The organism is Allobosea sp. NPDC055594, from assembly GCF_053618995.1.
Genome location: NZ_JBSHIO010000002.1, coordinates 470,760 through 490,221, shown reverse-complemented (window position 1 = coordinate 490,221; position 19,462 = coordinate 470,760). Strand labels below are relative to the sequence as shown.

At 67.9% G+C, this 19,462-nt stretch carries 19 protein-coding genes; 10 read left to right on the top strand and 9 right to left on the bottom strand.

The window, feature by feature from the left end:
- Nucleotides 1-15 precede the first annotated feature (15 nt).
- From ACWGRX_RS06275 to ACWGRX_RS06260, 4 genes are all read left to right on the top strand, one after another.
- The gene (locus tag ACWGRX_RS06275) at nucleotides 16-1,083 is read left to right on the top strand and encodes a ligase-associated DNA damage response exonuclease (RefSeq protein WP_452116825.1); all 1,068 of its coding nucleotides are present in this window, start codon (nucleotides 16-18) and stop codon (nucleotides 1,081-1,083) included.
- The gene (locus tag ACWGRX_RS06270; protein WP_452116824.1) at nucleotides 1,080-2,711 is read left to right on the top strand and encodes a cisplatin damage response ATP-dependent DNA ligase; all 1,632 of its coding nucleotides are present in this window, start codon (nucleotides 1,080-1,082) and stop codon (nucleotides 2,709-2,711) included. Before ACWGRX_RS06275 ends, ACWGRX_RS06270 begins: the two co-directional genes overlap by 4 nt.
- Before the next feature lie 292 nt (nucleotides 2,712-3,003).
- A complete protein-coding gene (locus ACWGRX_RS06265; protein WP_291636719.1) occupies nucleotides 3,004-3,681 on the top strand; it encodes a response regulator in 678 nt (225 codons plus the stop codon).
- Between the two features lie 80 nt (nucleotides 3,682-3,761).
- Complete coding sequence (locus tag ACWGRX_RS06260) at nucleotides 3,762-4,070, top strand: DUF6460 domain-containing protein (protein WP_291636717.1); 309 nt, start codon at nucleotides 3,762-3,764, stop codon at nucleotides 4,068-4,070.
- Nucleotides 4,071-4,116: 46 nt separating this feature from the next.
- On the opposite strand, the gene ACWGRX_RS06255 is transcribed toward ACWGRX_RS06260, so the two are convergent.
- The 3 genes from ACWGRX_RS06255 to folE all read right to left on the bottom strand — a co-directional run bounded on the left by ACWGRX_RS06255 (nucleotide 4,117) and on the right by folE (nucleotide 5,704).
- The gene (locus ACWGRX_RS06255) at nucleotides 4,117-4,452 is read right to left on the bottom strand and encodes a cupredoxin domain-containing protein (RefSeq protein WP_452116823.1); all 336 of its coding nucleotides are present in this window, start codon (nucleotides 4,450-4,452) and stop codon (nucleotides 4,117-4,119) included.
- Nucleotides 4,452-4,970: a DUF4142 domain-containing protein gene (locus ACWGRX_RS06250; RefSeq protein ID WP_452116822.1), complete on the bottom strand. Its 519-nt coding sequence runs from the start codon at nucleotides 4,968-4,970 to the stop codon at nucleotides 4,452-4,454. Before ACWGRX_RS06250 ends, ACWGRX_RS06255 begins: the two co-directional genes overlap by 1 nt.
- Nucleotides 4,971-5,059: 89 nt before the next feature.
- The gene (gene folE, locus ACWGRX_RS06245; RefSeq protein ID WP_452116821.1) at nucleotides 5,060-5,704 is read right to left on the bottom strand and encodes a GTP cyclohydrolase I FolE; all 645 of its coding nucleotides are present in this window, start codon (nucleotides 5,702-5,704) and stop codon (nucleotides 5,060-5,062) included.
- A 129-nt stretch (nucleotides 5,705-5,833) separates the two neighbouring features.
- Here folE and ACWGRX_RS06240 point away from each other — a divergent pair, with 129 nt between their 5' ends.
- Nucleotides 5,834-6,556, top strand: a complete 723-nt coding sequence (locus tag ACWGRX_RS06240) for an RNA polymerase sigma factor (protein WP_452116820.1) — start codon at nucleotides 5,834-5,836, stop codon at nucleotides 6,554-6,556.
- Between the two features lie 13 nt (nucleotides 6,557-6,569).
- Here the strand turns inward: ACWGRX_RS06240 and ACWGRX_RS06235 are convergent, their stop codons facing one another.
- Both ACWGRX_RS06235 and ACWGRX_RS06230 read right to left on the bottom strand, forming a co-directional pair.
- Nucleotides 6,570-7,658 (bottom strand): quinone-dependent dihydroorotate dehydrogenase, encoded by a 1,089-nt coding sequence (locus ACWGRX_RS06235; protein WP_452116819.1) that lies wholly within the window; start codon nucleotides 7,656-7,658, stop codon nucleotides 6,570-6,572.
- On the bottom strand, nucleotides 7,655-8,011 hold the full coding sequence (locus ACWGRX_RS06230; RefSeq protein ID WP_452116818.1) for a DUF952 domain-containing protein: 357 nt from the start codon (nucleotides 8,009-8,011) through the stop codon (nucleotides 7,655-7,657). The genes ACWGRX_RS06235 and ACWGRX_RS06230 overlap by 4 nt, the downstream gene beginning before the upstream one ends.
- 315 nt (nucleotides 8,012-8,326) lie before the next feature.
- On the opposite strand from ACWGRX_RS06230, the gene ACWGRX_RS06225 reads away from it, so the two are divergent.
- Nucleotides 8,327-8,953: a S24 family peptidase gene (locus tag ACWGRX_RS06225; RefSeq protein WP_291645250.1), complete on the top strand. Its 627-nt coding sequence runs from the start codon at nucleotides 8,327-8,329 to the stop codon at nucleotides 8,951-8,953.
- Between the two features lie 37 nt (nucleotides 8,954-8,990).
- Here the strand turns inward: ACWGRX_RS06225 and ACWGRX_RS06220 are convergent, their stop codons facing one another.
- The 4 genes from ACWGRX_RS06220 to ACWGRX_RS06205 all read right to left on the bottom strand — a co-directional run bounded on the left by ACWGRX_RS06220 (nucleotide 8,991) and on the right by ACWGRX_RS06205 (nucleotide 15,601).
- Nucleotides 8,991-10,445 carry a sensor histidine kinase gene (locus tag ACWGRX_RS06220; protein WP_291636703.1) on the bottom strand — a complete coding sequence of 485 codons (1,455 nt, stop codon included), beginning with the start codon at nucleotides 10,443-10,445 and terminating at the stop codon, nucleotides 8,991-8,993.
- Nucleotides 10,446-10,455: 10 nt separating this feature from the next.
- On the bottom strand, nucleotides 10,456-11,886 hold the full coding sequence (locus ACWGRX_RS06215) for a dihydrolipoyl dehydrogenase family protein (protein WP_452116817.1): 1,431 nt from the start codon (nucleotides 11,884-11,886) through the stop codon (nucleotides 10,456-10,458).
- A gap of 227 nt (nucleotides 11,887-12,113) precedes the next feature.
- Nucleotides 12,114-14,474 carry a putative bifunctional diguanylate cyclase/phosphodiesterase gene (locus ACWGRX_RS06210; protein ID WP_452116816.1) on the bottom strand — a complete coding sequence of 787 codons (2,361 nt, stop codon included), beginning with the start codon at nucleotides 14,472-14,474 and terminating at the stop codon, nucleotides 12,114-12,116.
- 164 nt (nucleotides 14,475-14,638) lie between these two features.
- Nucleotides 14,639-15,601 (bottom strand): enoyl-CoA hydratase-related protein, encoded by a 963-nt coding sequence (locus ACWGRX_RS06205; RefSeq protein WP_291644578.1) that lies wholly within the window; start codon nucleotides 15,599-15,601, stop codon nucleotides 14,639-14,641.
- A gap of 513 nt (nucleotides 15,602-16,114) precedes the next feature.
- Here ACWGRX_RS06205 and ACWGRX_RS06200 point away from each other — a divergent pair.
- Genes ACWGRX_RS06200 through hisD form a run of 4 tightly spaced genes read left to right on the top strand, consistent with a single transcriptional unit; the run spans nucleotide 16,115 to nucleotide 19,416 of the window.
- Nucleotides 16,115-16,279, top strand: a complete 165-nt coding sequence (locus ACWGRX_RS06200) for a hypothetical protein (RefSeq protein WP_291636695.1) — start codon at nucleotides 16,115-16,117, stop codon at nucleotides 16,277-16,279.
- 54 nt (nucleotides 16,280-16,333) lie between these two features.
- Complete coding sequence (gene murA, locus ACWGRX_RS06195) at nucleotides 16,334-17,623, top strand: UDP-N-acetylglucosamine 1-carboxyvinyltransferase (protein ID WP_452116815.1); 1,290 nt, start codon at nucleotides 16,334-16,336, stop codon at nucleotides 17,621-17,623.
- A gap of 31 nt (nucleotides 17,624-17,654) precedes the next feature.
- Nucleotides 17,655-18,101 carry a DUF2948 family protein gene (locus ACWGRX_RS06190; protein WP_291644582.1) on the top strand — a complete coding sequence of 149 codons (447 nt, stop codon included), beginning with the start codon at nucleotides 17,655-17,657 and terminating at the stop codon, nucleotides 18,099-18,101.
- Nucleotides 18,102-18,126: 25 nt separating this feature from the next.
- Nucleotides 18,127-19,416: a histidinol dehydrogenase gene (gene hisD, locus ACWGRX_RS06185; RefSeq protein WP_452116814.1), complete on the top strand. Its 1,290-nt coding sequence runs from the start codon at nucleotides 18,127-18,129 to the stop codon at nucleotides 19,414-19,416.
- Nucleotides 19,417-19,462 lie beyond the last annotated feature (46 nt).

Sequence of the window (19,462 nt, the reverse complement as noted above, 5' to 3'; positions counted from 1 at the left end):
CATGACACAGGCCAGATGATGAAGCCTTCCGATCTGCTGATTCCGACACCGGCCGGGCTCTACTGCCCGCTGGCCGATATCCATATCGACCCCGTTCGTCCGGTGGCGCGGGCACTGATCACCCATGGCCATTCCGATCATGCGCGCGCCGGCCATGGCGCGGTCCTGGCGACATCAGAGACGTTGGCGATCATGGCGCTGCGCTATGGCGAGGCGTTCACCGGCTCGCGGCAGGTGGCGGCGCCCGGCGAAACCACTCGCATCGGGGAGGTCGATTTCCGCTTCGTCCCCGCCGGCCATGTTCTCGGCTCGGCCCAGATCGTCGTCGAGGCCAGGGGGCTGCGGATCGTCGTCTCCGGCGACTACAAGCGCGAGCGCGACCCGACCTGCGCGGCCTTCGAACCGGTCATCTGCGACATCTTCATCACCGAGGCGACCTTCGGCCTACCGGTCTTCCGCCATCCGTCGGCGAGCGCCGAGACCGCCAAGCTGCTCGATTCCGTCCGGCTCTTTCCCGAGCGCACCCATATCGTCGGGGCCTATTCGCTGGGGAAGGCGCAGCGGCTGATGGCGCTGATCCGCGAGGCCGGCTACGAGCGGCCGCTCTACATCCACGGCGCGGTCGAGAAGATCACCGAGCTCTACCAGGCCGAGGGCGTTCCGCTCGGCGAGATCCGCAAGGTCGAGCCGGGCGAACGCAAGGCCGAGGGGCGCAAGGCCGAGGGGCGCAAGGCATTGGCCGGCGAGATCGTCATCTGCCCGCCGGGTGCCATCCAGGATCTGTGGTCGCGCCGCTTCCTCGATCCGGTCACCGCCTTCGCCTCGGGCTGGATGCGGATCAGGGCCCGCGCCCGCCAGAAAGGCGTCGAGCTGCCGCTGATCATCTCCGACCATGCCGATTGGGACGATCTTCAGGCGACGATCCGGGAGGTCCAGGCCGGCGAGATCTGGATCACCCATGGCGAGGCCGAGGCGCTGGCGCATTGGTGCGGCACCGTCGGGTTCAAGGGCATGCCGCTGCATCTCGTCGGCTATGGCGACGAGGGCGAAGCCGAGGCTAGGCCGGCGGAGGCTGCTTCATGAACCGCTTCGCCTGGCTCCTCGACCGTCTCGCCTATGAGCCGCGCCGCAACGGCAAGCTCGCGCTGATCGCGGACTATCTGCGCACCACGCCCGATCCCGATCGCGGCTATGCGCTGGCGGCGATGACCGGCGGGCTGGTCTTCCAGAACGCCAAGCCCGGCCTGATCCGCGCGCTGATCGCCGAGCGCACCGATCCTGTCCTTTTCGCGCTCTCCTACGACTATGTCGGCGATCTCTCCGAGACGGTCGCGCTGATGTGGCCGGCTCGGCATGGCGCCAACGACGTGCCGCATCTGCCCGATGTCGTCGCCGGACTGCAAAAGTCCGGCAAGACCGAGATGCCGCGCCTGATCGCCTCCTGGCTCGATGCGCTCGACGAGACCGGGCGCTGGGCCCTGCTCAAGCTGATCACCGGCGCCCTGCGCATCGGCGTCTCGGCCCGCCTTGCCAAGACCGCCGCCGCGAGCCTCGGCGGCATTCCCGCCGACGAGGTCGAGCAGGTCTGGCATGGGCTGGAGCCGCCCTATACCGCGCTCTTCGCCTGGCTGGAGGGCAGGGACCCACGCCCGGAAGCGAGTGACCCCGCGCCATTCCGCCCGGTCATGCTCTCGCATGCGGTGGAGGATGGCGATTTCGACAAGCTCGATGCGGCCGAATTCGCCGCTGAATGGAAATGGGACGGCATCCGCGTCCAGGCCGTTGCCGGCACGAGACCCGATGGCGGCCGCACCGTTCGTCTCTATTCCCGCACCGGCGAGGATATCGGCGCAGCGTTCCCGGATCTCACCGAGGTGCTGACGCAGGACGGCGCGCTCGACGGCGAATTGCTAGTGATGCGCGATGGCGCCGTCCAGAGTTTCAACACCCTGCAGCAGCGGCTCAACCGCAAGCAGGTCACCGCGAAGATGCTCGCCGGGTTCCCGGCCCATATCCGCGTCTACGACCTTCTCGCCGAGGGCGATGAGGATCTGCGCGGCCTGCCCTATACGGAGCGGCGCGCCCGGCTCGAAGCCTTCCTCGGCAAGCTGGGTAGCGCGCGCTTCGATCTTTCGCCGCGCATTCCCTTCGCCAGCTGGGAAGAGCTGACGGTGGCCCGCGCCGATCCTGCTTCCGCCGGAGCTGGAGGCGATGCGGAGGCCGTCGAGGGCTGCATGCTCAAGCGGCTTGATTCGCCCTATCTGCCGGGCAGGCCGAAGGGCTACTGGTACAAGTGGAAGCGCGATGCCCGGCTAATCGACTGCGTGCTGATGTATGCCCAGCGCGGCCACGGCAAGCGCTCCTCCTTCTATTCCGACTATACTTTTGGCGTCTGGCGGGTCGGCGAGACAGGCGCGGACGAGCTCGTTCCTGTGGGAAAGGCCTATTTCGGCTTCACCGACGAGGAGCTGATCGAGATCGACCGCTATGTCCGCAAGAACACGGAGAATCGTTTCGGTCCGGTGCGCGAGGTGACCCACACCCCGTCGAGCGGCCTCGTCTTCGAAGTGGCCTTCGAAGGGCTGCAGCGCTCGACGCGGCACAAATCCGGCATCGCCATGCGCTTTCCCCGGATCAGCCGCATCCGCTGGGACAAGCCGCCGGGCGAGGCCGACCGGATCGAGACGCTGGAGGCGCTGCTGCCGGGCTAGATCGCCGCGCGTCCGTTCGAGCGCAGTCACGGTGATCTATCTCAGTGCTATCGCATCGGAGTTTTCCGAAAAGCGGAATCCACTTGTCGGTCCGATGCTATAAGTCGTCCGGAGCTTCTCCGGCGTTCCCGGGCGGCGCCAGATCGGGCCTGGAAGGCGACGAATCCGTCGAGTTTCGGGCTCCGGCCATCCTTGCTGACCATTGGCCATTGACAGCTTGGAGTTGCGGGCCTTGAACGTTCTGGGGGAATCGCGCCGGCATCTCGCCGGGCTTCGGCGCGTGGAGGGCATGATGAGCGGGCATCCGACACGGATCGTGATCGCGGACGACCACCCGCTGTTTCGCGGCGCCTTGCGCCAGGCGGTTTCGCATGCATTGGCGGGGGCCGAGGTCAGCGAGGTCGGCTCGCTCGAGGCGTTGGGCCAGGCATTGGCCGAGGCCGCCGATCTCGACCTGATCCTGCTCGACCTGACCATGCCCGGCGTGCAGGGCTTCTCCGGCCTGCTTTTCCTGCGCGCGGCTCATCCGGAGATTCCGGTCATCGTCGTCTCGGCCAATGACGATCCGGCGGTGATCCGCCGCTGCATCGAGTTCGGGGCGCTCGGCTTCCTGCCGAAGACCGCCGAGGTCGCGCAGATGGGCGAGGCGATCCGCGCCGTGCTCGATGGCGGGGTCTGGACCCCGCCGGGCGTCGATCTCTCCGCGCCGGTGGATCACGAGACCGCCGACATGGTCCGGCGCCTGGCGACGCTGACGCCGCAGCAGGTGCGCGTCCTGATGATGCTGTCCGAGGGGCTGCTCAACAAGCAGATCGCCTATGAGCTCGGGGTTTCCGAGGCAACGGTCAAGGCGCATGTCTCGGCGATCCTGACCAAGCTCGATGTCGACAGCCGCACCCAGGCGGTGATCGCGGCCGCGAAGATCGCCGGCGCCGGCTGGGCTGCCGCGGGGGCTTCGGCGACGAGCTGACGCCGCGCTTGCGGGGGACGCACGCTGTCGCTACCTGCACAGGCAGGAGAGGTGTCGTTCAGGCTTGGTTCAAGCGGTGAATGGCTGGTCTCGGCCTCACTTTTCAAGAGGATTTCGGCATGGCCAATGGCGGCATCGAGCGCTTTCTCGGCGGCTCCGTTCTCAGCGTCCTGGTGCGCCTGCTCTTCATCTCGCTCCTGGTCGGCGCGGCGATGGCCTTTCTCGGCCTGTCGCCGACCGGGCTCTATGAGAGTGCGCTGCGCTTCGTCCGCTCGCTCGGCAATCTCGGCTTCGGCGCGGTGCGCGAGGTCGGCGGCTGGGCTGTGGCCGGTGCGCTGATCGTCATACCGCTCTGGCTGATCAGCCGGCTCTTCGCCTCGCGGCGCTAGGCGAGGGTGACCGGAGGTTCTGCGGCCTCCGGTCGATCGTCGCAGGTCACGGCAGCACGGCGAGCTTTGCCGTCATGCCGGGGTGGAAGCGACAGATGATATCGACGGCGCCGGCCCTGGTGACCGTGCAGCGGCCTTCGGTACTGGCCGGAAGATCGACATCGAAGGACTTGTCGCGCGCCGTCGCTGTGTGCCGGACGGGGTCGCGATTGATCCAGGAGATGCTGTCGCCGACTCGGACCTCGCTCGGCATCGGCCCGAATTTCATCTTGTCGATCAGAACCGCGTGGCTGCGTGGCTCGGCCCGCGCCGGCCGTGCCAGTGCGATGATGGTACCGCCGATCGTCAGCAATGCGCTGCGCCGGGAAGGAAGGGGCGCCATCACTTCACCGTCTGCGCGAGATGCTCGGCATGCGTCTGATGCGCCGTGAACAGCGCCAATCCGCTTTCGAGCAGCGCCTTGAGCTCGCCATTATGCGCGCCCGGGATCAGCGCCGTTCTGAGGGCCTGGTTGACCGTGCGGTGATAGGCGATTTCGTTGGCGACATAGGCGCGATCGAAAGCCGCCCCCGAAAGCTTCCTGAGACGCTTTTCGGCCTGCGCCGCCTGCTTGGTCAGGCCCGCGCTGGTCCCATTCGCCTCCGGCTTCACATTGAGACGCTTGACTAGGGACAGGGCCTTCTCGTTGACCGCGGCATGGTCGCGGGCCATCAGCTCGGCGAAATCCCGGACTTCGGCATTTTTCGTCTTCGCCAGCGCGAGTTTGGCGGCGTCGACATCGATCTGCCCGGCCGTATAGGCGATATGGGCGATCTGGGGATCGCTGAGCTGCGAATCATGGGCGAAGGCCGCGCCGGTCGTCATCGCGAGGGCGGCGGCAAGAACGAGCAGTCTGGACATGGTGTGGCTCTCCGTGGCTTGCCGGGGCATCGATCGCCTCGGCAAGCCATTCGATGGCGCAGCGCAACCAAGGTTCCCGCAGGTGGCGCTCAGTGGTCGAGCGCCTCCAGCACCTCGCGCCGTGCCCCGGGGGCGGTGTAGAGGCCGCGGAAGGCACGGGTGACGAGCGCGCTGCCATGCTTGCGCACGCCGCGCGAGGACATGCAGGCATGGCTTGCCTGCAGCACGACGGCGACGCCTCGCGGCTCGAGTTCGGCCTCGATCGCGTCGGCGATCTCGGCCGTTAGCCGTTCCTGGATCTGCAGGCGATGCGCGAGGGCATCGACCAGCCGCGCGAGCTTGGAGATGCCGACGACGCGCTCGCGCGGCAGATAGGCGATATGCGCGACCCCGCTGGTCACCGCCATATGATGCTCGCAGACCGATTCAAGCGGGATGTCGCGCAGCAGGACCAGCTCGTCATAACCGCCGGTCTCGCCGAATGTCCGTCGTAGGATCGCGGCTGGATCCTGCGAATAGCCGGCGAACCACTCCTCATAGGCCCGCACCACGCGGGCGGGCGTTTCGAGCAGGCCTTCGCGCGCCGGATCGTCTCCGGCCCAGGAGATCAGGGTGCGTATCGCGGCTTCTGCTTCGGCGCGGGTCGCGCGCTGCGGCGAAAATCCCGGCGGCCGCGGGCAGGAGCACGCCTCCTCCGAAGCCGGAACAGGTGATAGAAGGGATCGAACGGTCACGCTTGGCTCCTCCGAATGTTTGCCGATCCCCGTTCGATGCGCCGGGGCGGAAGAAGTTCCCGGCCCGGAGCCTCGCGGGAACCTTTGCGCGCCATGCGCATCCAATCGCCGTTTGCAGGAGAACGGCTCATGCTGGAAGTTCCGAGGAGCAGGCCGTTCGCCTGCGAGGCGATGAGCGAGGCGGAACTCGTCGCCGGCGCTCGCCGGCGCGAGCGTGGCGCCTTCCGAGTCATCATGCAGCGGCACAATCAGGGCCTGTTCCGGGTTGCGCGCAGCATCGTCGCCGACGAGGCCGAGGCCGAGGATATCCTCCAGGAAAGCTATGTCCGGGCCTTCGCGGCGCTCGATGGCTTCCGCGGCGCGTCCAGCCTGCTGACCTGGCTGACGCGGATCGTCGTCAACGAGGCGCGCGGCAGGCTGCGCCGCCGCCGGCGCGCCACGGTCGAACTCGATCAGGTCGAAACAGCGCAGGCGGCGGGGGCCGCCGTCGTCGCCTTTCCCGGAGGACAAGCGATGGACGATCCGGAAGCCGCCATTGCCCGGGCTCAGATCCGCCTGCTGATCGAACGGGCGATCGACGCTCTGCCCGAGCCGTTCCGGCTCGTCTTCATCTTGCGCGAGGTGCAGGAATGCTCGGTCGAGGAGACGGCCGAGCTGACCGGAATTCGCCCCGAGACGGTCAAGACGCGACTCCATCGCGCACGCCGCCTATTGCGCCTCGCCTTGAACGAAACCCTGGCCTCGACCATGCACGAGACCTTTCCTTTTCTCGGCCGGCGCTGCGAGAGGATCACCGCCGCCGTCCTCGACAGGCTGGTGCCGCTTCAGGGCTGGGAGCCCGGGCCGGGCTGAACCCGGCCGCCTTTCAGAGCGTCTCGCCGCGTGCGATCTCGGCAGCGTCGCGCCCGACCAGCGCGCTGAGGCGCGGCAGTCCGGCCTTGCGCGCCTCCGTGGCGAGGCCCTGCTTGATCTCGCAGACCAGTCCCGGTCCCTTGAACACCATCGCCGAATAGAACTGCACCAGGCTCGCCCCGGCCCGGATCTTGGCGAAGGCGGTCCGGGCGGAATCGATGCCGCCGACGCCGATCAGCGGGAAGCGCCCCTCGACGCGCAGGAAGGTTTCGGCGAGGAGCCTTGTCGAGGGCGCATAGAGCGGCTTGCCCGAAAGCCCGCCGGTCTCGGCCTTCGCCGCGTTGCGCAGGCTGTCGGGGCGCGCCACCGTGGTGTTGGAGACGATCATGCCGTCGATGCGACGCTTCAGTGCGACGGATACCATGCCGTCGAGCTCGGGTAGGCTGAGATCGGGCGCGATCTTGAGCAGGATCGGCGTCGCCCGCCCTTGCGCACGGACTTCGTCGCGCGCCGCGAGCACGCGTGCGATCAGGTCGTCGAGCGCGCTTTCGGCCTGCAGGTCGCGCAGGCCGGGCGTGTTCGGCGAGGAGATGTTGACGGTCAGGAAATCCGCCAGCGGCGCCAGCCGGCGCGTCAGTACCGCATAGTCGGCGCTGCGGTCGGCCGAATCCTTGTTGGCGCCGAGATTGACCCCGACGATGCCGCCACGGCGCCGGCGCGCGGCCAGCCGCGCCGCCACCGCCTCCATGCCTTCGCTGTTGAGGCCGTAGCGGTTGATTACGGCCTCGTCCTCCGGCAGGCGGAAGACGCGTGGGCGGGCATTGCCCGGCTGAGGCAGCGGCGTCACGCCACCGACCTCGACGAAGCCGAAGCCGAGGCCGAGCGTGCCGTCGATCGCCTCCGCATGCTTGTCGAAGCCGGCCGCGAGTCCGACTGGGTTCGGGAAGCGCAGGCCGAAGGCATCGACCGCGAGTGCCGGATCGTCGGCGGCCGGGCGTAGCGCCGGCGCCTTGGCCAGAGCCGCTACGGCGAGCTTGTGCGCCGTCTCGGCATCGAGTTTGTGGATCAGCGGCCGCGCGAGGCCGAACAGCGTGCCGATCACCTGATATCCTCCGGAAAGAGATGGCCCGCTGCACCGAGCGGCAATGGCGCGATCCAGCGCGCCTGCTTCGGGTCGAGCATGGCATAGAGATGCGGGAACAGCGCCCCACCCCGCGAGGGCTCATAGCGCAGCCTGTCGCCGAGCCTGGCCGGGTCGACGGCGATCAGCAATAGCCCTGCCTGTCCGGCGAAATGCCTGGCGGCGGTTTCGCGCGCCTGAGCGCCGGTCGAGAAATGGATATAGCCATCGGCGAGGTCGATGGGGGCGCCAGCGAAGACACCGGCGCGTTCAGCCTCGCGCCAGAGTGCCTCGGGGCAGATCTTGTAGATCAGCGAAGGGGGGGAGAGCAGCATGCCCGAGGGCATATCCCCTGTGCTCACCCGGTAAAAGCCCAAACCGGGAGCGTCCGCAAAAACATCGCGGGTGAGTGCTGCCGGGTGGAAATCCCGATGCTCCGTCCATATCGGGCTTTGGTCGTTTCGCGACGGGCTGCGGTGCGAGGTGGCGATGAAAACGGCAAAAATCAGATTGCAGTCTTATGTGATAGGGGATATTTCCTATGATATTCCCATGCCGACCATGACGAGGCAGTTTCACCGACCCGGCCGTCGCGACCTCGTCGGATGCGGCGCCTGCCCGTCGATGCCGCCAGGAAAGTGACATTGGCCATGCTGTCCCATGACCAGATCTGGAGCGCGATCGATCAGCTCGCCCAGCGCTATGGCCTGACGCCATCGGGGCTCGCCCGCAAGGCCGGCCTCGACGCGACGACCTTCAACCGCTCCAAGCGCGTCGGTTCCGACGGGCGCGAGCGCTGGCCTTCGACCGAATCGATTGCCAAAATTCTCGCTGCGACCGGAGCGAGCTTCGATCAGTTCATGAACGCGGTCCGGCGCGGCGCGGCGCCCACCCACACCATCCCGCTGATCGGCTTCGCACAGGCCGGATCCGGCGGTTTCTTCGACGATGGCGGCTTCCCGGCCGGTACCGGATGGGACGAGGTCGCCTTTCCCGGTATCGCCGACGAGAAGGCCTATGCGCTGGAGATCGCCGGGGATTCGATGCTGCCGCTCTATCGCGACGGCGATACCATCATCGTCTCCCCGGCCGCGGCGGTCCGGCGCGGCGACCGGGTGGTGGTCAAGACCGTCGATGGCGAGGTCCTGGCCAAGCAGCTCAGGCGCCAGACGGCAAAGACGGTCGAGCTGGCCTCGCTGAACCCCGACCATCCCGACCGGGTGCTGGCGCTCTCCGAGATCGCCTTCATGGCGCGGGTTATCTGGGCGAGCCAATAGGCCGGGGCTCGGCCGGGGGCTGGCCCCGGGGGGATGTTCAGGGGCGGGCCTTGTGCCCGGGCAAGGACACCTTGAACACGGCGCCGAGCTCGGACGGCTCGAGATGGATCATGCCGCCATGCAGTCGCACGAGTTCGGCAGCGATGGCGAGGCCAAGCCCGGTGCCGCCCGGGGTGACCGAGCCGCGAAAGGCCTGGAACAGGTTCTGGCGCGCCCGTGCCGGCACGCCGGGGCCGTTATCGGCGACGCGCAGCACGAGTTCGTTGCCCTCGTAACCGCCGCTGATCACCAGCGACGGTGCCCGACCATCCTCGAACGTGCCGTCCTCCAATGCGCGGATCGCGTTGCGCATCAGGTTGGAGAGCACGCGCGCCATCTGGTCGGGGTCGACATTGGCGACGAGCTCTGCCGGCACCTGGTTGACGAACCCGATCTTGCCGTTCTCGCTCAGTCCGAGCAATTCGGCCTGTTCGGCGACGAGCTGGCGCAAGACCACCTCGCGCAACTGCGGGGTCGCCTCCGCCGCGCGGCCATAGGCCAGCGTCGCCTGGCAGAACTCGATCGCCCGGTCGAGCGTCGCGATCAGCCGAGGCGCGAAGCTGCGGATCTTGGTGTCGCGGGTTTCGGTCAGGCGGTCGGACATGAGCTGCGCCGCCGCCAGCATATTGCGCAGATCATGGTTGATCTTGCTGACCGCCAGCCCGAGCTCGGCGAGGTGCTTCTTGGCGCGCAGATCACTGGCCAGCGTCGCCTGCATGCGGGCCAGGGCCCGTTCGGCCTCGCCGACCTCGTCGACCCGGTTCGACGGGGTGATGATCCGATAGGGGTTCTCCGGATCGTTCTCGAACTCCATGACATTGGCGGCGAGATGCCGGATCGGCGTCACGATCAGCCAGTTCAGCGCGAAATAGATCACCCCGGCGCTCAGGGCCGAAATCAGCAGCGAGATCAGCAGCAGATTCCACGAGAATTTCAGCATCGCCCGGCGCAACGGCGCCTCGTCGATCACCAGCTCGACGAAATCGGCGGCGCCGACGGCCTGTCCGACCACGCGGATCGGCAGCTTATGGGCCGGCCGCAGCAGCATGGAGACCGCTTCCATGATCGAGCCCATTCGGCTCAGATTGCGCAGGTCGACAGTCTGCGCCACTTCGGGCGGCATCGCGTCGAGGCTGAGCAGGCGGCGTGCTCCGCCGACGCGCGCGGCGATCGCCCGTGCGCCGACGCCGGCGAGGAGCCGCTCCTCGCTGCCCTCCGGCAGGCCGTCATTCGGCGCGCCCTCGAGCACGAGCACGGCGATCTGCGCCGCGGCGAGCCGGTCATTCAGCCAGGAACGACGGAAGGTCGCGACGGAGGGCAGATAGATCAGCACCTCGGCCAGCATCACGAAGAGCGTCGTCAGGACCAGCAGCTTGGCCGACAGGCCGAGGCGCGTCAGTCCTCGCGGAAGGCTGATCGACAGGTTACGGTGATCGAACTCTCTCTCCGGCATATGGCGCAGTCTATCCGAAGCGCCGCAGGAAGCCGATCAGGCGGCGCAGGCCGGGCCGCGAGGCGAGGGGGGTGTGGACCGAGAGCGCGGCGCGCTTCGAGATCTCCGACAATGTCGGCGCGGGCAGGGCGAGATCGGCGACATCCCTGACGTTGAGGCGCTGGCGCACCGCCAGGCTCCAGAGACCGATCAGTTCGCCTGCCTGCGCGCCGACGATGGTCACGCCGAGAATGCGCCCCCTTCGGTCGGTCACGACCTTGATCAGCCCCTCGCTGCGGCCTTCGGCCCGCGCCCGCGCGTTCTCAGCATAGGGCCAGCGCAACACCCCGATCGTGCCCTGTCGGCGCGCCTCGGCTTCGGAAAGGCCAAGGCTCGCCAGTTCGGGCTGGCTGAGAGTCAGCCGCGGGAGAGCGGCGCGCGTGGCGTTGACCGGCAGGCGAAACAGCGCGTTGCGCACCACGAGGCCGGCATGGTGCTCGCCAGCATGCCCGCAAGGAGGTGCCCCGGCGATGCGGGCGCAGTCGCCGATGGCGAAGATGCGACGGTTGGCGGTGCGCAGGCCACGGTCGACCGGAATGCCGCTGTCGTCGGCGCGGATGCCGGCGAGGTCGAGATCGAGCCCGGCGAGCCGTGGCTTGCGGCCGCTCGCTACCAGCAGATGCGTCCCCTCCACCGCAGTTTCGGCGGCGTTCTCCTCCCGCGGCGCGAGAACGAGGCGAGGGCGGTGGCGGGCGCTCTCTGCCCGCAGCAGCCCGCGGCCCTCGTGCAGGACGACACCGTCGCGCAGCAAGGCGCGCCGGATGAGGTCACAGGCCTCCGGGTCTTCCTGCGGCAGCAGGCCCTCCGGCAGGATCAGCACGACTTCGCTGCCGAGCCGACGCATCGCCTGGGCGATCTCGACGCCCGCCGGCTCGCCGCCGAGGACGAGCAGCCTCTCCGGCCAGCGCGGCGCGGCCATGAGCGTCTCGAGGGTCAGTAAGGGCAGTTCGGCAAGGCCGGGCACGGAGGGCGCGGCCGGCTGCGCGCCGAGCGCGATGACGAAGCGCCGTGCCCTGATCCGGTGCTCGCCGGCCGCGAGGGTGTGGCGATTGAGGAAATGGGGTTCGTCCCGCAGCTGGACGATGCCAAGCGCAGCCAGGCGCTCGGCCGAGCCGTTCAGCGCTAGCGCGTCGGCGAGCCGCTCGGCATGTCCGCGCAATTGCGCCGCGTCGAGCTGCGGCTCACCGAGGGACAGGCCGAAGCGGCCGGCTTCGCGGAGCGCCGAAAGTCTCTGCGCGGCGGCCGCGAGCGCAACGCATGCGCTGGAGCCGGTGAGGGGTTGTTCGGCGCCGTCGGTCGCGGGCGGCGCCACCAGCACGACGGAGACGCCGAACAGCGCCGCGGTGGTCGCGACCGTGAGCGCCCCGGGACCGGTGCCGACGACGCAGATGTCTGGGGTCATTGGCCCGGGCCTGGCCAATGCGTGGGCGGTTTCGGTCAACGCCACCTCTCCGGGCTCGCTTTCCTGCTTCTGCTGATGCGTTGCCGGCCCAGCGGAATCAAGGCGCCACGCCGATCTCGGGCAGGAGAGGCCCGGTTGCGGCGGCGGTGGGGGCTATCTGGTCATCGCCGCGGACAACAGCAAGGGGTGCCGAGGGCAACTTGCCCTCGAGCACGGGGCCGGTCAGGTCAGGCCCGCTTGCGGGATTCACTCTTAACGAATTCCGAGACCGGCTCGGGACGGCCGAAGAGATAGCCCTGCGCCCGCTGGGCGCCGAGCAGTTGCACCGCCATGCGTTGCGCCTCGGTCTCGATGCCCTCGACCACGACGTTCATCGAAAGGCGGCGGGCCAGCTGGCAGACCGCTTCGATGATCGCCTTGGAGGCTTCGTCGGCGTTGACGTTGCGGCTGAAACTCTGGTCGATCTTCACCTGCGAGAACGGATAGGTGGAGAGATAGGCGAGCGAGGAATAGCCGGTGCCGAAATCGTCGAGCGCGAACTTGATGCCGATGGTGCGCAGTTCGTTGATCAGCTCGAGCGTCGCCTTGTTGTCCTCGATCAGCAGCGATTCTGTCACCTCCAGGGTCAACCGGCCCGGCGCGAGGCCGGCAGCGAGCAGGGCGTCCTTGACGGTCTGAACCAGGCGCACCGGCTCGCGAAACTGCAGCGGCGAGACATTGACCGAGACGCCCACGCCATCGGGCCATTTCGCCGCATCGAGGCAGGCCTGCGCGATCGCCCAGTCGCCCATCCCGGCGATCAGACCGGATTGCTCGGCTATCGGGATGAAGACGCCGGGTGGCACCATGCCGCGCGTCGGATGCGGCCAGCGCATCAGCGCCTCTCGCGTGACGACCTGCTGGGTGCGGAGGTCGATGATCGGCTGGTAGTAGAGCTGGAGCGCGCCTTCCGCGGTGGCCTGGCGCAGATCGACCTCGATCTCGTGGCGGTCGAGCATCTCCTCGGCCATGGCGGGGTCGAAGAAGGTCGCGGTGTTGCGGCCCGCCGACTTGGCTTTGTAGAGCGCGGTGTCGGCATGGCGCAGCAGGTCGGCCGGGTTCGCGCCGTCGGTCGGCGCGAGAGCGATGCCGATGCTCGCGGTGACATAGACGGTCTTGGTATCGAGTTCGAAGGCGCGCCCCATCGCCTCGATCATGCGCTGCGCGATGATGCGGACCGTGTCGACATCGGCGGCAGGCAAGATCAGCACGAATTCGTCGCCGCCGAAGCGCGCCAGCATGTCGCTCTGCCGGATTGCGGCCTTCAGCCTGGCGGCGGTCTGCACCAGCACCTTGTCGCCGATGTCGTGGCCGAGATTGTCGTTGACCTGCTTGAAGCCGTCGAGGTCGATATAGAGCAGTGCGAAGGCCTGGCCGGTCCGCTCCTGCTTCTTGAAGGCCTCGGCGAGCTGGCCATTGAACTCGAAACGATTGGCGAGGCCGGTCAGCTCGTCGAAGCGCGCCATCTGCTCGATCAGCGCCTCGGTCGCCTTCCGCTCGGTCGCATCCTCGGTCAGCATCAGCACGCCGCCTTCGGCGGCTGGCGCGATGGTGACGACCAGCATCCGGCCGTTGCGCGACTGGAACTCGTAGACAGCCGCCTGCTGCATCGCCTGGACCCGGTCCAGCGCGGCCTTGATGGCGCGGACCTGTTCGGCGCTGGCGATCTGCCGCTCGACGAGGAAACGCGCGACGGCGGTGATCGGGGTGCCCGGCAGGGTCAAGGTCTCCGGCATGCCGTAGAGGGCGGCATGCGGGGCGTTGGAGACGGCGAGCTCGAGCTTGCGATCGAACATCGCCAGCCCATGGATCATGGTGTTGAGCGCAGCGTCGAGGGTCAGGTTCTGCGAGTGCAGGGCCGTGGCCAGTGCCTTGGACTGCTTGGTCGCGTCGCTCAGTGCCAGCAGGTTGCGATGCAGCGAGTTGGTGATCGCGATGTTCGCCGCCACGTACAGGAAGGCGAAATAGCCGATATAGTGATAATAGGGATTATGCGCCTGGATCAGGCCCAGTGCCATCGGCACGCAAAAGGTCAGCAGCTGGACCGTGACGAATTTGGGGCGTCCGGCATTGCGCGCGACATAGCCGGAGGCCAGCGCGATCGTCGAGGCGACGGAGGTTATGTGCGCGGCCGGATCATCGGTGTTGGCCAGCGCCACATAGCAGCTGTAGCCGAGCACGGCGCTGAAGACGGTCGCGCCGGCGAAGTACTCGCGATCCCAGCGCCGCGTCTCCTCAAAGCTGTCCTCGGAATGGTCGAGCCTGCGGTAGCGGATCACCGTCAGGATGCGCAGCACGACAACCAGCGCGACCGACAGCGTCAGCGTCATGAAGATCTGCGCGCCGGTCGAGAGCCAGCAGAGATAGGGCGTCAGGATGCCGGCGATGCCGCCGGGAATGATCGAGCCCGGCGAGGAGAACAGTGAGGAGACCAGCAGTCTGTAGTCGGCGAGGTCGACCTCGCCGACGCCGCCATGTGCAATGGCAGGTAGCTCCGTCGTCTCGCTGCGCACTGCGATCGTGCGCTGCCGGTTCGGCGCTCCCGCCATATACTCCTGCCCTTCGACAGCCTCGGGAAGGCGGCAACAGCTCAGTCGTTCGCCCTGTATTTAAACCCGTTTAGACCGGAAAGGTAAAAGTTCCGTGAGATTTACGCGACCGAGTCGCGGGATCGGGCGGGGCCACCGTCTAGGAAGCGACCGGCCGGGCGGTCTCAGTGATGTCCGGGGCTGCGAGCCTCGGGCTCATCCTGGCGCTGATAGACCCGCGCGAGCATGCGATCCTGCGTCTGGGCGATGCGCTGCAGCTTGGAAATGGCGGCAGGGTGCAGACGCAGCATGCAGTCCGTCCAGATTTCACCGAGATGCTCGAGTTCCTCGCGCAAATCGCCGGCGCGACGGTTGAAGGCCGAGAACAGCGCCGTCTTGGCTGCATGCATCGGCAGGGAGTCGGCAGCGTATTTGCGGATCCAGTCCTCGCCGGTGCCCGTCGGCACCACCGCTTCCAGCCCGCCGGCGGCCATGAATTCCTCCGCGCTCAGCTCCTCGGCCGACAGCAGCATCCGCTCGGCGGCACGTGCGCCCATGCGGCGCGACAGGATCGCCACGGCGGTGATCGGGAAATGGTTGAACTTGATCTCGGGGTAGACGAACGAGGCCTGCTGCTCGGCGATCATGATATTGCATGAGCGCGGCGCGTCGATGCCGCCGCCGATCGCCTTGGCGTGGATCGTCGACAGCGTCACCACCAGGCCGTTGAGGCCGCTGGCGTTGCGCACGGCCCCTTCGATCGACAGCCGGGCATATTCGGCCAGCGCGGCCCGGTCGTTCTTGGCCAGGCAGTCCAGATAGAAATCGAGATCGCCGCCGAGCGTGAAGAACGGTCCGGTGCCGCGGAAGGCGAGGAAACGCACGGGCGCGGCGTGATAATCCTCCGGCGCGCCCCAGAGATCCATGATCGCCTGCTGCACCTTACCCAGGCTGTCGAGCAGTTGCAGCGTGAAGACCGGCTTCAGCTCCGGTTTGATCGTGACCCAGAGCGTCCGAATCTCCGCCTCGTAGGCCAGCTGCACCTCCGGCAGGAAGCCGGCGCGGTGCCGGATCGCCTCGATGACCTCCTTGCCTGTCAGTCCCCGAGCCGGCGCGCCGCCGATCGCCGCTGCATAGCTCTGGAACATCCCAACTCTCCTCGTCACTCAACCCGCCGAAAAGGTACGCGAAGTTAATAATGTGTAAACGCAAACTGGCAGAAATGGTTAATTTCATTAAGATTTGTGAACCCCCTAAGCAGTTCGGGCCGCCCGGCGCCGAGGCGCCGAGGAGGTCGATTGCGAATGGGTCGGAGGCTTTTCGTTCGTCGCGCCATGGTTGTGATGCCGCCGTGTTTGCTACGGCCGATTGCGCTCGGAACAGTGGGGAATGCCTTCGGTACGGCCTTCTCGGAAGGCGAGTTTTCCTGTCGCGAGGCCTGTTCGGAGAGGAAACCGCTCGGCGAAGGATTGGAGCTGCTGCCTCGCAAAGGCGGCTATTGGCTCGGCTCTCGGTGGGTTCGGCCGCAGTTGTGCCGCAATCGGTCGGCCATGACGGAGCGCGTTTGGTGCGCCGGCGGCTTGTCCGCCGTCGCCCGAGCGGCTAACCATTCACCCACCCGCCGCCTCGCCGTGACGGGGCACTTCCGACGAGCTGACGCCTTGAGCCGCCAGACCGAAGCCGACGAGCAGAAAAGGGCGCGCCTCGCCGCCGCCCTGCGCGAGAACCTGAAACGCCGCAAGGCGCAGGCGCGCGCGCGGCGGACGGCCGAGACGGAAGCGACAGACGAAACGCCGCCCGCCCAGGCCGAAACCTCACGGTCCTGACCAAATCCCTCCCGCCGGCACTCCCCTGCCGGCCGCGCCAGCAGGACGAGCCAGATGGACCGTATCCGCATCACCGGCGGTCAACGCCTCGACGGCGTCATCCCGATCTCAGGCGCCAAGAACGCGGCCCTGCCGCTGATGATCGCCAGCCTTTTGACCGACGAGACGTTGACGCTCGCCAATGTGCCGCGCCTCTCCGACGTCAGCGCGCTCTCGCGCATCCTCTCCAATCACGGTGTCGATCGCTCGATCGCCGGCAAGCGTGTCGGCCAGACCTCGGAAACCGGCCAGACCTTCGCGCTGACCGCACGCCAGATCGTCGACACCTGCGCGCCCTACGAGCTGGTCTCGACCATGCGCGCCAGCTTCTGGGTGATCGCACCGATCCTGGCGCGGATGGGCGAAGCCAAGGTCTCGCTGCCCGGCGGCTGTGCCATCGGCACGCGCCCGGTCGACCTCCTGCTGATGGCGCTTGAGCGCCTCGGCGCCAAGATCGACATCGAGAACGGCTATGCGCTGGCGCGGGCTCCGAAAGGTCTGAAGGGCGGCGACATCGTCTTTCCGAAGGTCACGGTCGGCGGCACCCACACCGCCCTGATGGCGGCCGTGCTCGCCGACGGCGTCACCACCATCGAGAACGCCGCGCGCGAGCCGGAAGTGGTCGATCTCGCCGACTGCCTCAACAAGATGGGCGCCAAGATCGAAGGCGCCGGCACCTCCACCATCACCATTCGCGGCGTCGGGCGGCTTGGCGGCACGCATCATGCCGTGCTGCCGGACCGGATCGAGACCGGGACCTACGCGATGGCGGTGGCGATGACCGGCGGCGACGTGCTGCTCGAAGGCGCCCGCGCCGACCTGCTCCAGGCCGCGCTCGACGTGATGGTCGAGGCCGGCGTCGAGGTCTCCACCAGCAATGAAGGCGTCCGCATTCGCCGCAACGGCGCGGCGCTGGAGCCGGTCGACGTCACCACCGACCCGTTCCCCGGCTTTCCGACCGACCTGCAGGCGCAGCTCATGGCGCTGATGACGCGCGCCAACGGCACCTCGCGCATTCGCGAGACGATCTTCGAGAACCGCTTCATGCACGTGCAGGAGCTCGCCCGGCTCGGCGCGAAGATCAGGCTCGACGGCGACGCAGCCTATGTCGACGGTGTCGAGAAGCTGACCGGCGCCCAGGTGATGGCGACGGATCTGCGGGCCTCGGTCTCGCTCGTGATCGGCGGGCTGGTCGCTGAGGGCGATACCATGATCAACCGCGTCTACCATCTTGATCGTGGCTTCGAGGCGCTGGAGGCCAAGCTCGGCCGCTGCGGCGCCCAGATCGAGCGCATCAGCGGTTGACGCCGGCTGGCGTCCCCGCCAGATAGGATGGATGTCCGATCCCGCCGCCGAGCCCCTGAAGTTGATCGCCCTCGACGCCGAGGATCTCGCGGTCGTCTCGGCGCATCTGCAGGATGCGGTGGTGCGCAAGGGCGACATCGCCTGGCTCCCGGCCGAGCAGCGTTTCGCGCTCGCCTTGCGCCGCTTCGACTGGGAAGGTGCTGAGCGTGGCCAGAAGCGCCGCCGCCTCGCGGCGCTGCATTTCGAGCGTGTCACCAGCGCGCGCAGCGTCAAGATCGAGCCCGGCGCCAAGGATGCCGTCTTCAGCCTGCTGGCGGTGACCTTCGCCGAGGCACAGAGCCCGGCGGGCGAGGTCACCCTGCATTTCTCTGACGGGGCCGCGATCCGGCTCGGCGTCGAATGCATTGAGGCCCAGATGAAGGATCTCGGGCCGATCTGGGAGGCCGCGGCCACCCCGGCCCATCCCGATCCGGGCTGAACTCCTCCTCCGTCCAGGACTTTCCATGCCGATCAGGCTTGATGCACGTGATGCCGGTTTCGAGCAGGGCTTTGCCGCCCTGCTGGCGACCAAGCGCGAGGTTTCCGAGGATGTCGACCAGGTCGCTGCGGCGATCATCGCCGAGGTGCGGACGCGCGGCGACGCGGCGCTGCTCGATTATACCGCACGCTTCGACAAGCTGGAGCTGACGCCGGCGACCCTGCGCGTCACCGAGGCCGAGATCGAGGCCGCTGTCGCCGCCTGCACGCCTGAGCAGCTTGCGGCGCTCGAGACGGCGCGCTCGCGCATCGAGACCTATCATCTGCGCCAGAAACCGGCCGATTCCTGGTCGCGCGACCCGCTCGGCGTCGAAAGCGGCTGGCGCTGGAGCGCGATCGAGGCCGTCGGCCTCTATGTGCCCGGCGGCACGGCGAGCTACCCGTCCTCGGTGCTGATGAATGCCGTGCCGGCCAAGGTCGCCGGTGTCGAGCGCCTGGTCATGGTCGCCCCGACCCCGCGCGGCGAGAGCAACCCGCTGGTGCTGGCTGCGGCGCGGCTCGCCGGCATTGACGAGATCTACCGCATCGGCGGGGCGCAGGCGGTGGCCGCGCTCGCCTATGGCACGCAGACCATCGCCCCCGTCGCCAAGATCGTCGGCCCCGGCAACGCCTATGTCGCGGCAGCCAAGCGCCGCGTCTTCGGTACCGTCGGCATCGACATGATCGCCGGCCCTTCCGAGGTTCTGGTCCTCGCCGATGCCAGCGCCAATCCCGACTGGATCGCGGCCGACCTGCTGGCCCAGGCGGAGCACGACACCGCCTCGCAATCGGTCCTGATCACCGACGACGCGGAACTCGCCACCGAGGTCGAGCGCGCGGTCGCAAGTCAGCTCAAGACGCTGCCGCGCGCCGAGATCGCGGCCGCGAGCTGGGCCGATTTCGGTGCCGTCATTCTGGTCGAGACATTGGAGGCGGCGATCCCGCTTGTCGACCGGCTGGCCCCGGAGCATCTCGAGATCGTCACCGACGATCCGGAGCGCCTCGCCGAACGCATCCGCAATGCCGGAGCCATCTTCCTCGGCGGTCACACGCCGGAGGCGATCGGCGACTATGTCGGCGGCTCCAACCACGTCCTGCCGACGGCGCGCTCGGCGCGCTTCTCCTCCGGGCTCGGCGTGCCGGATTTTATGAAGCGGACCTCGCTGCTGAAATGCGATGCCGGTGCCTTGCGGGCGCTCGCCGGCGCGGCGGTCGAACTCGCCGAGGCCGAGGGCTTGCAGGCCCATGGCCGTTCCGTGACGATCAGGCTGAACTGAGGCGCCGATCGCGATTGCGCAGATTCGGCGCCGGCAGGGGAGGGCA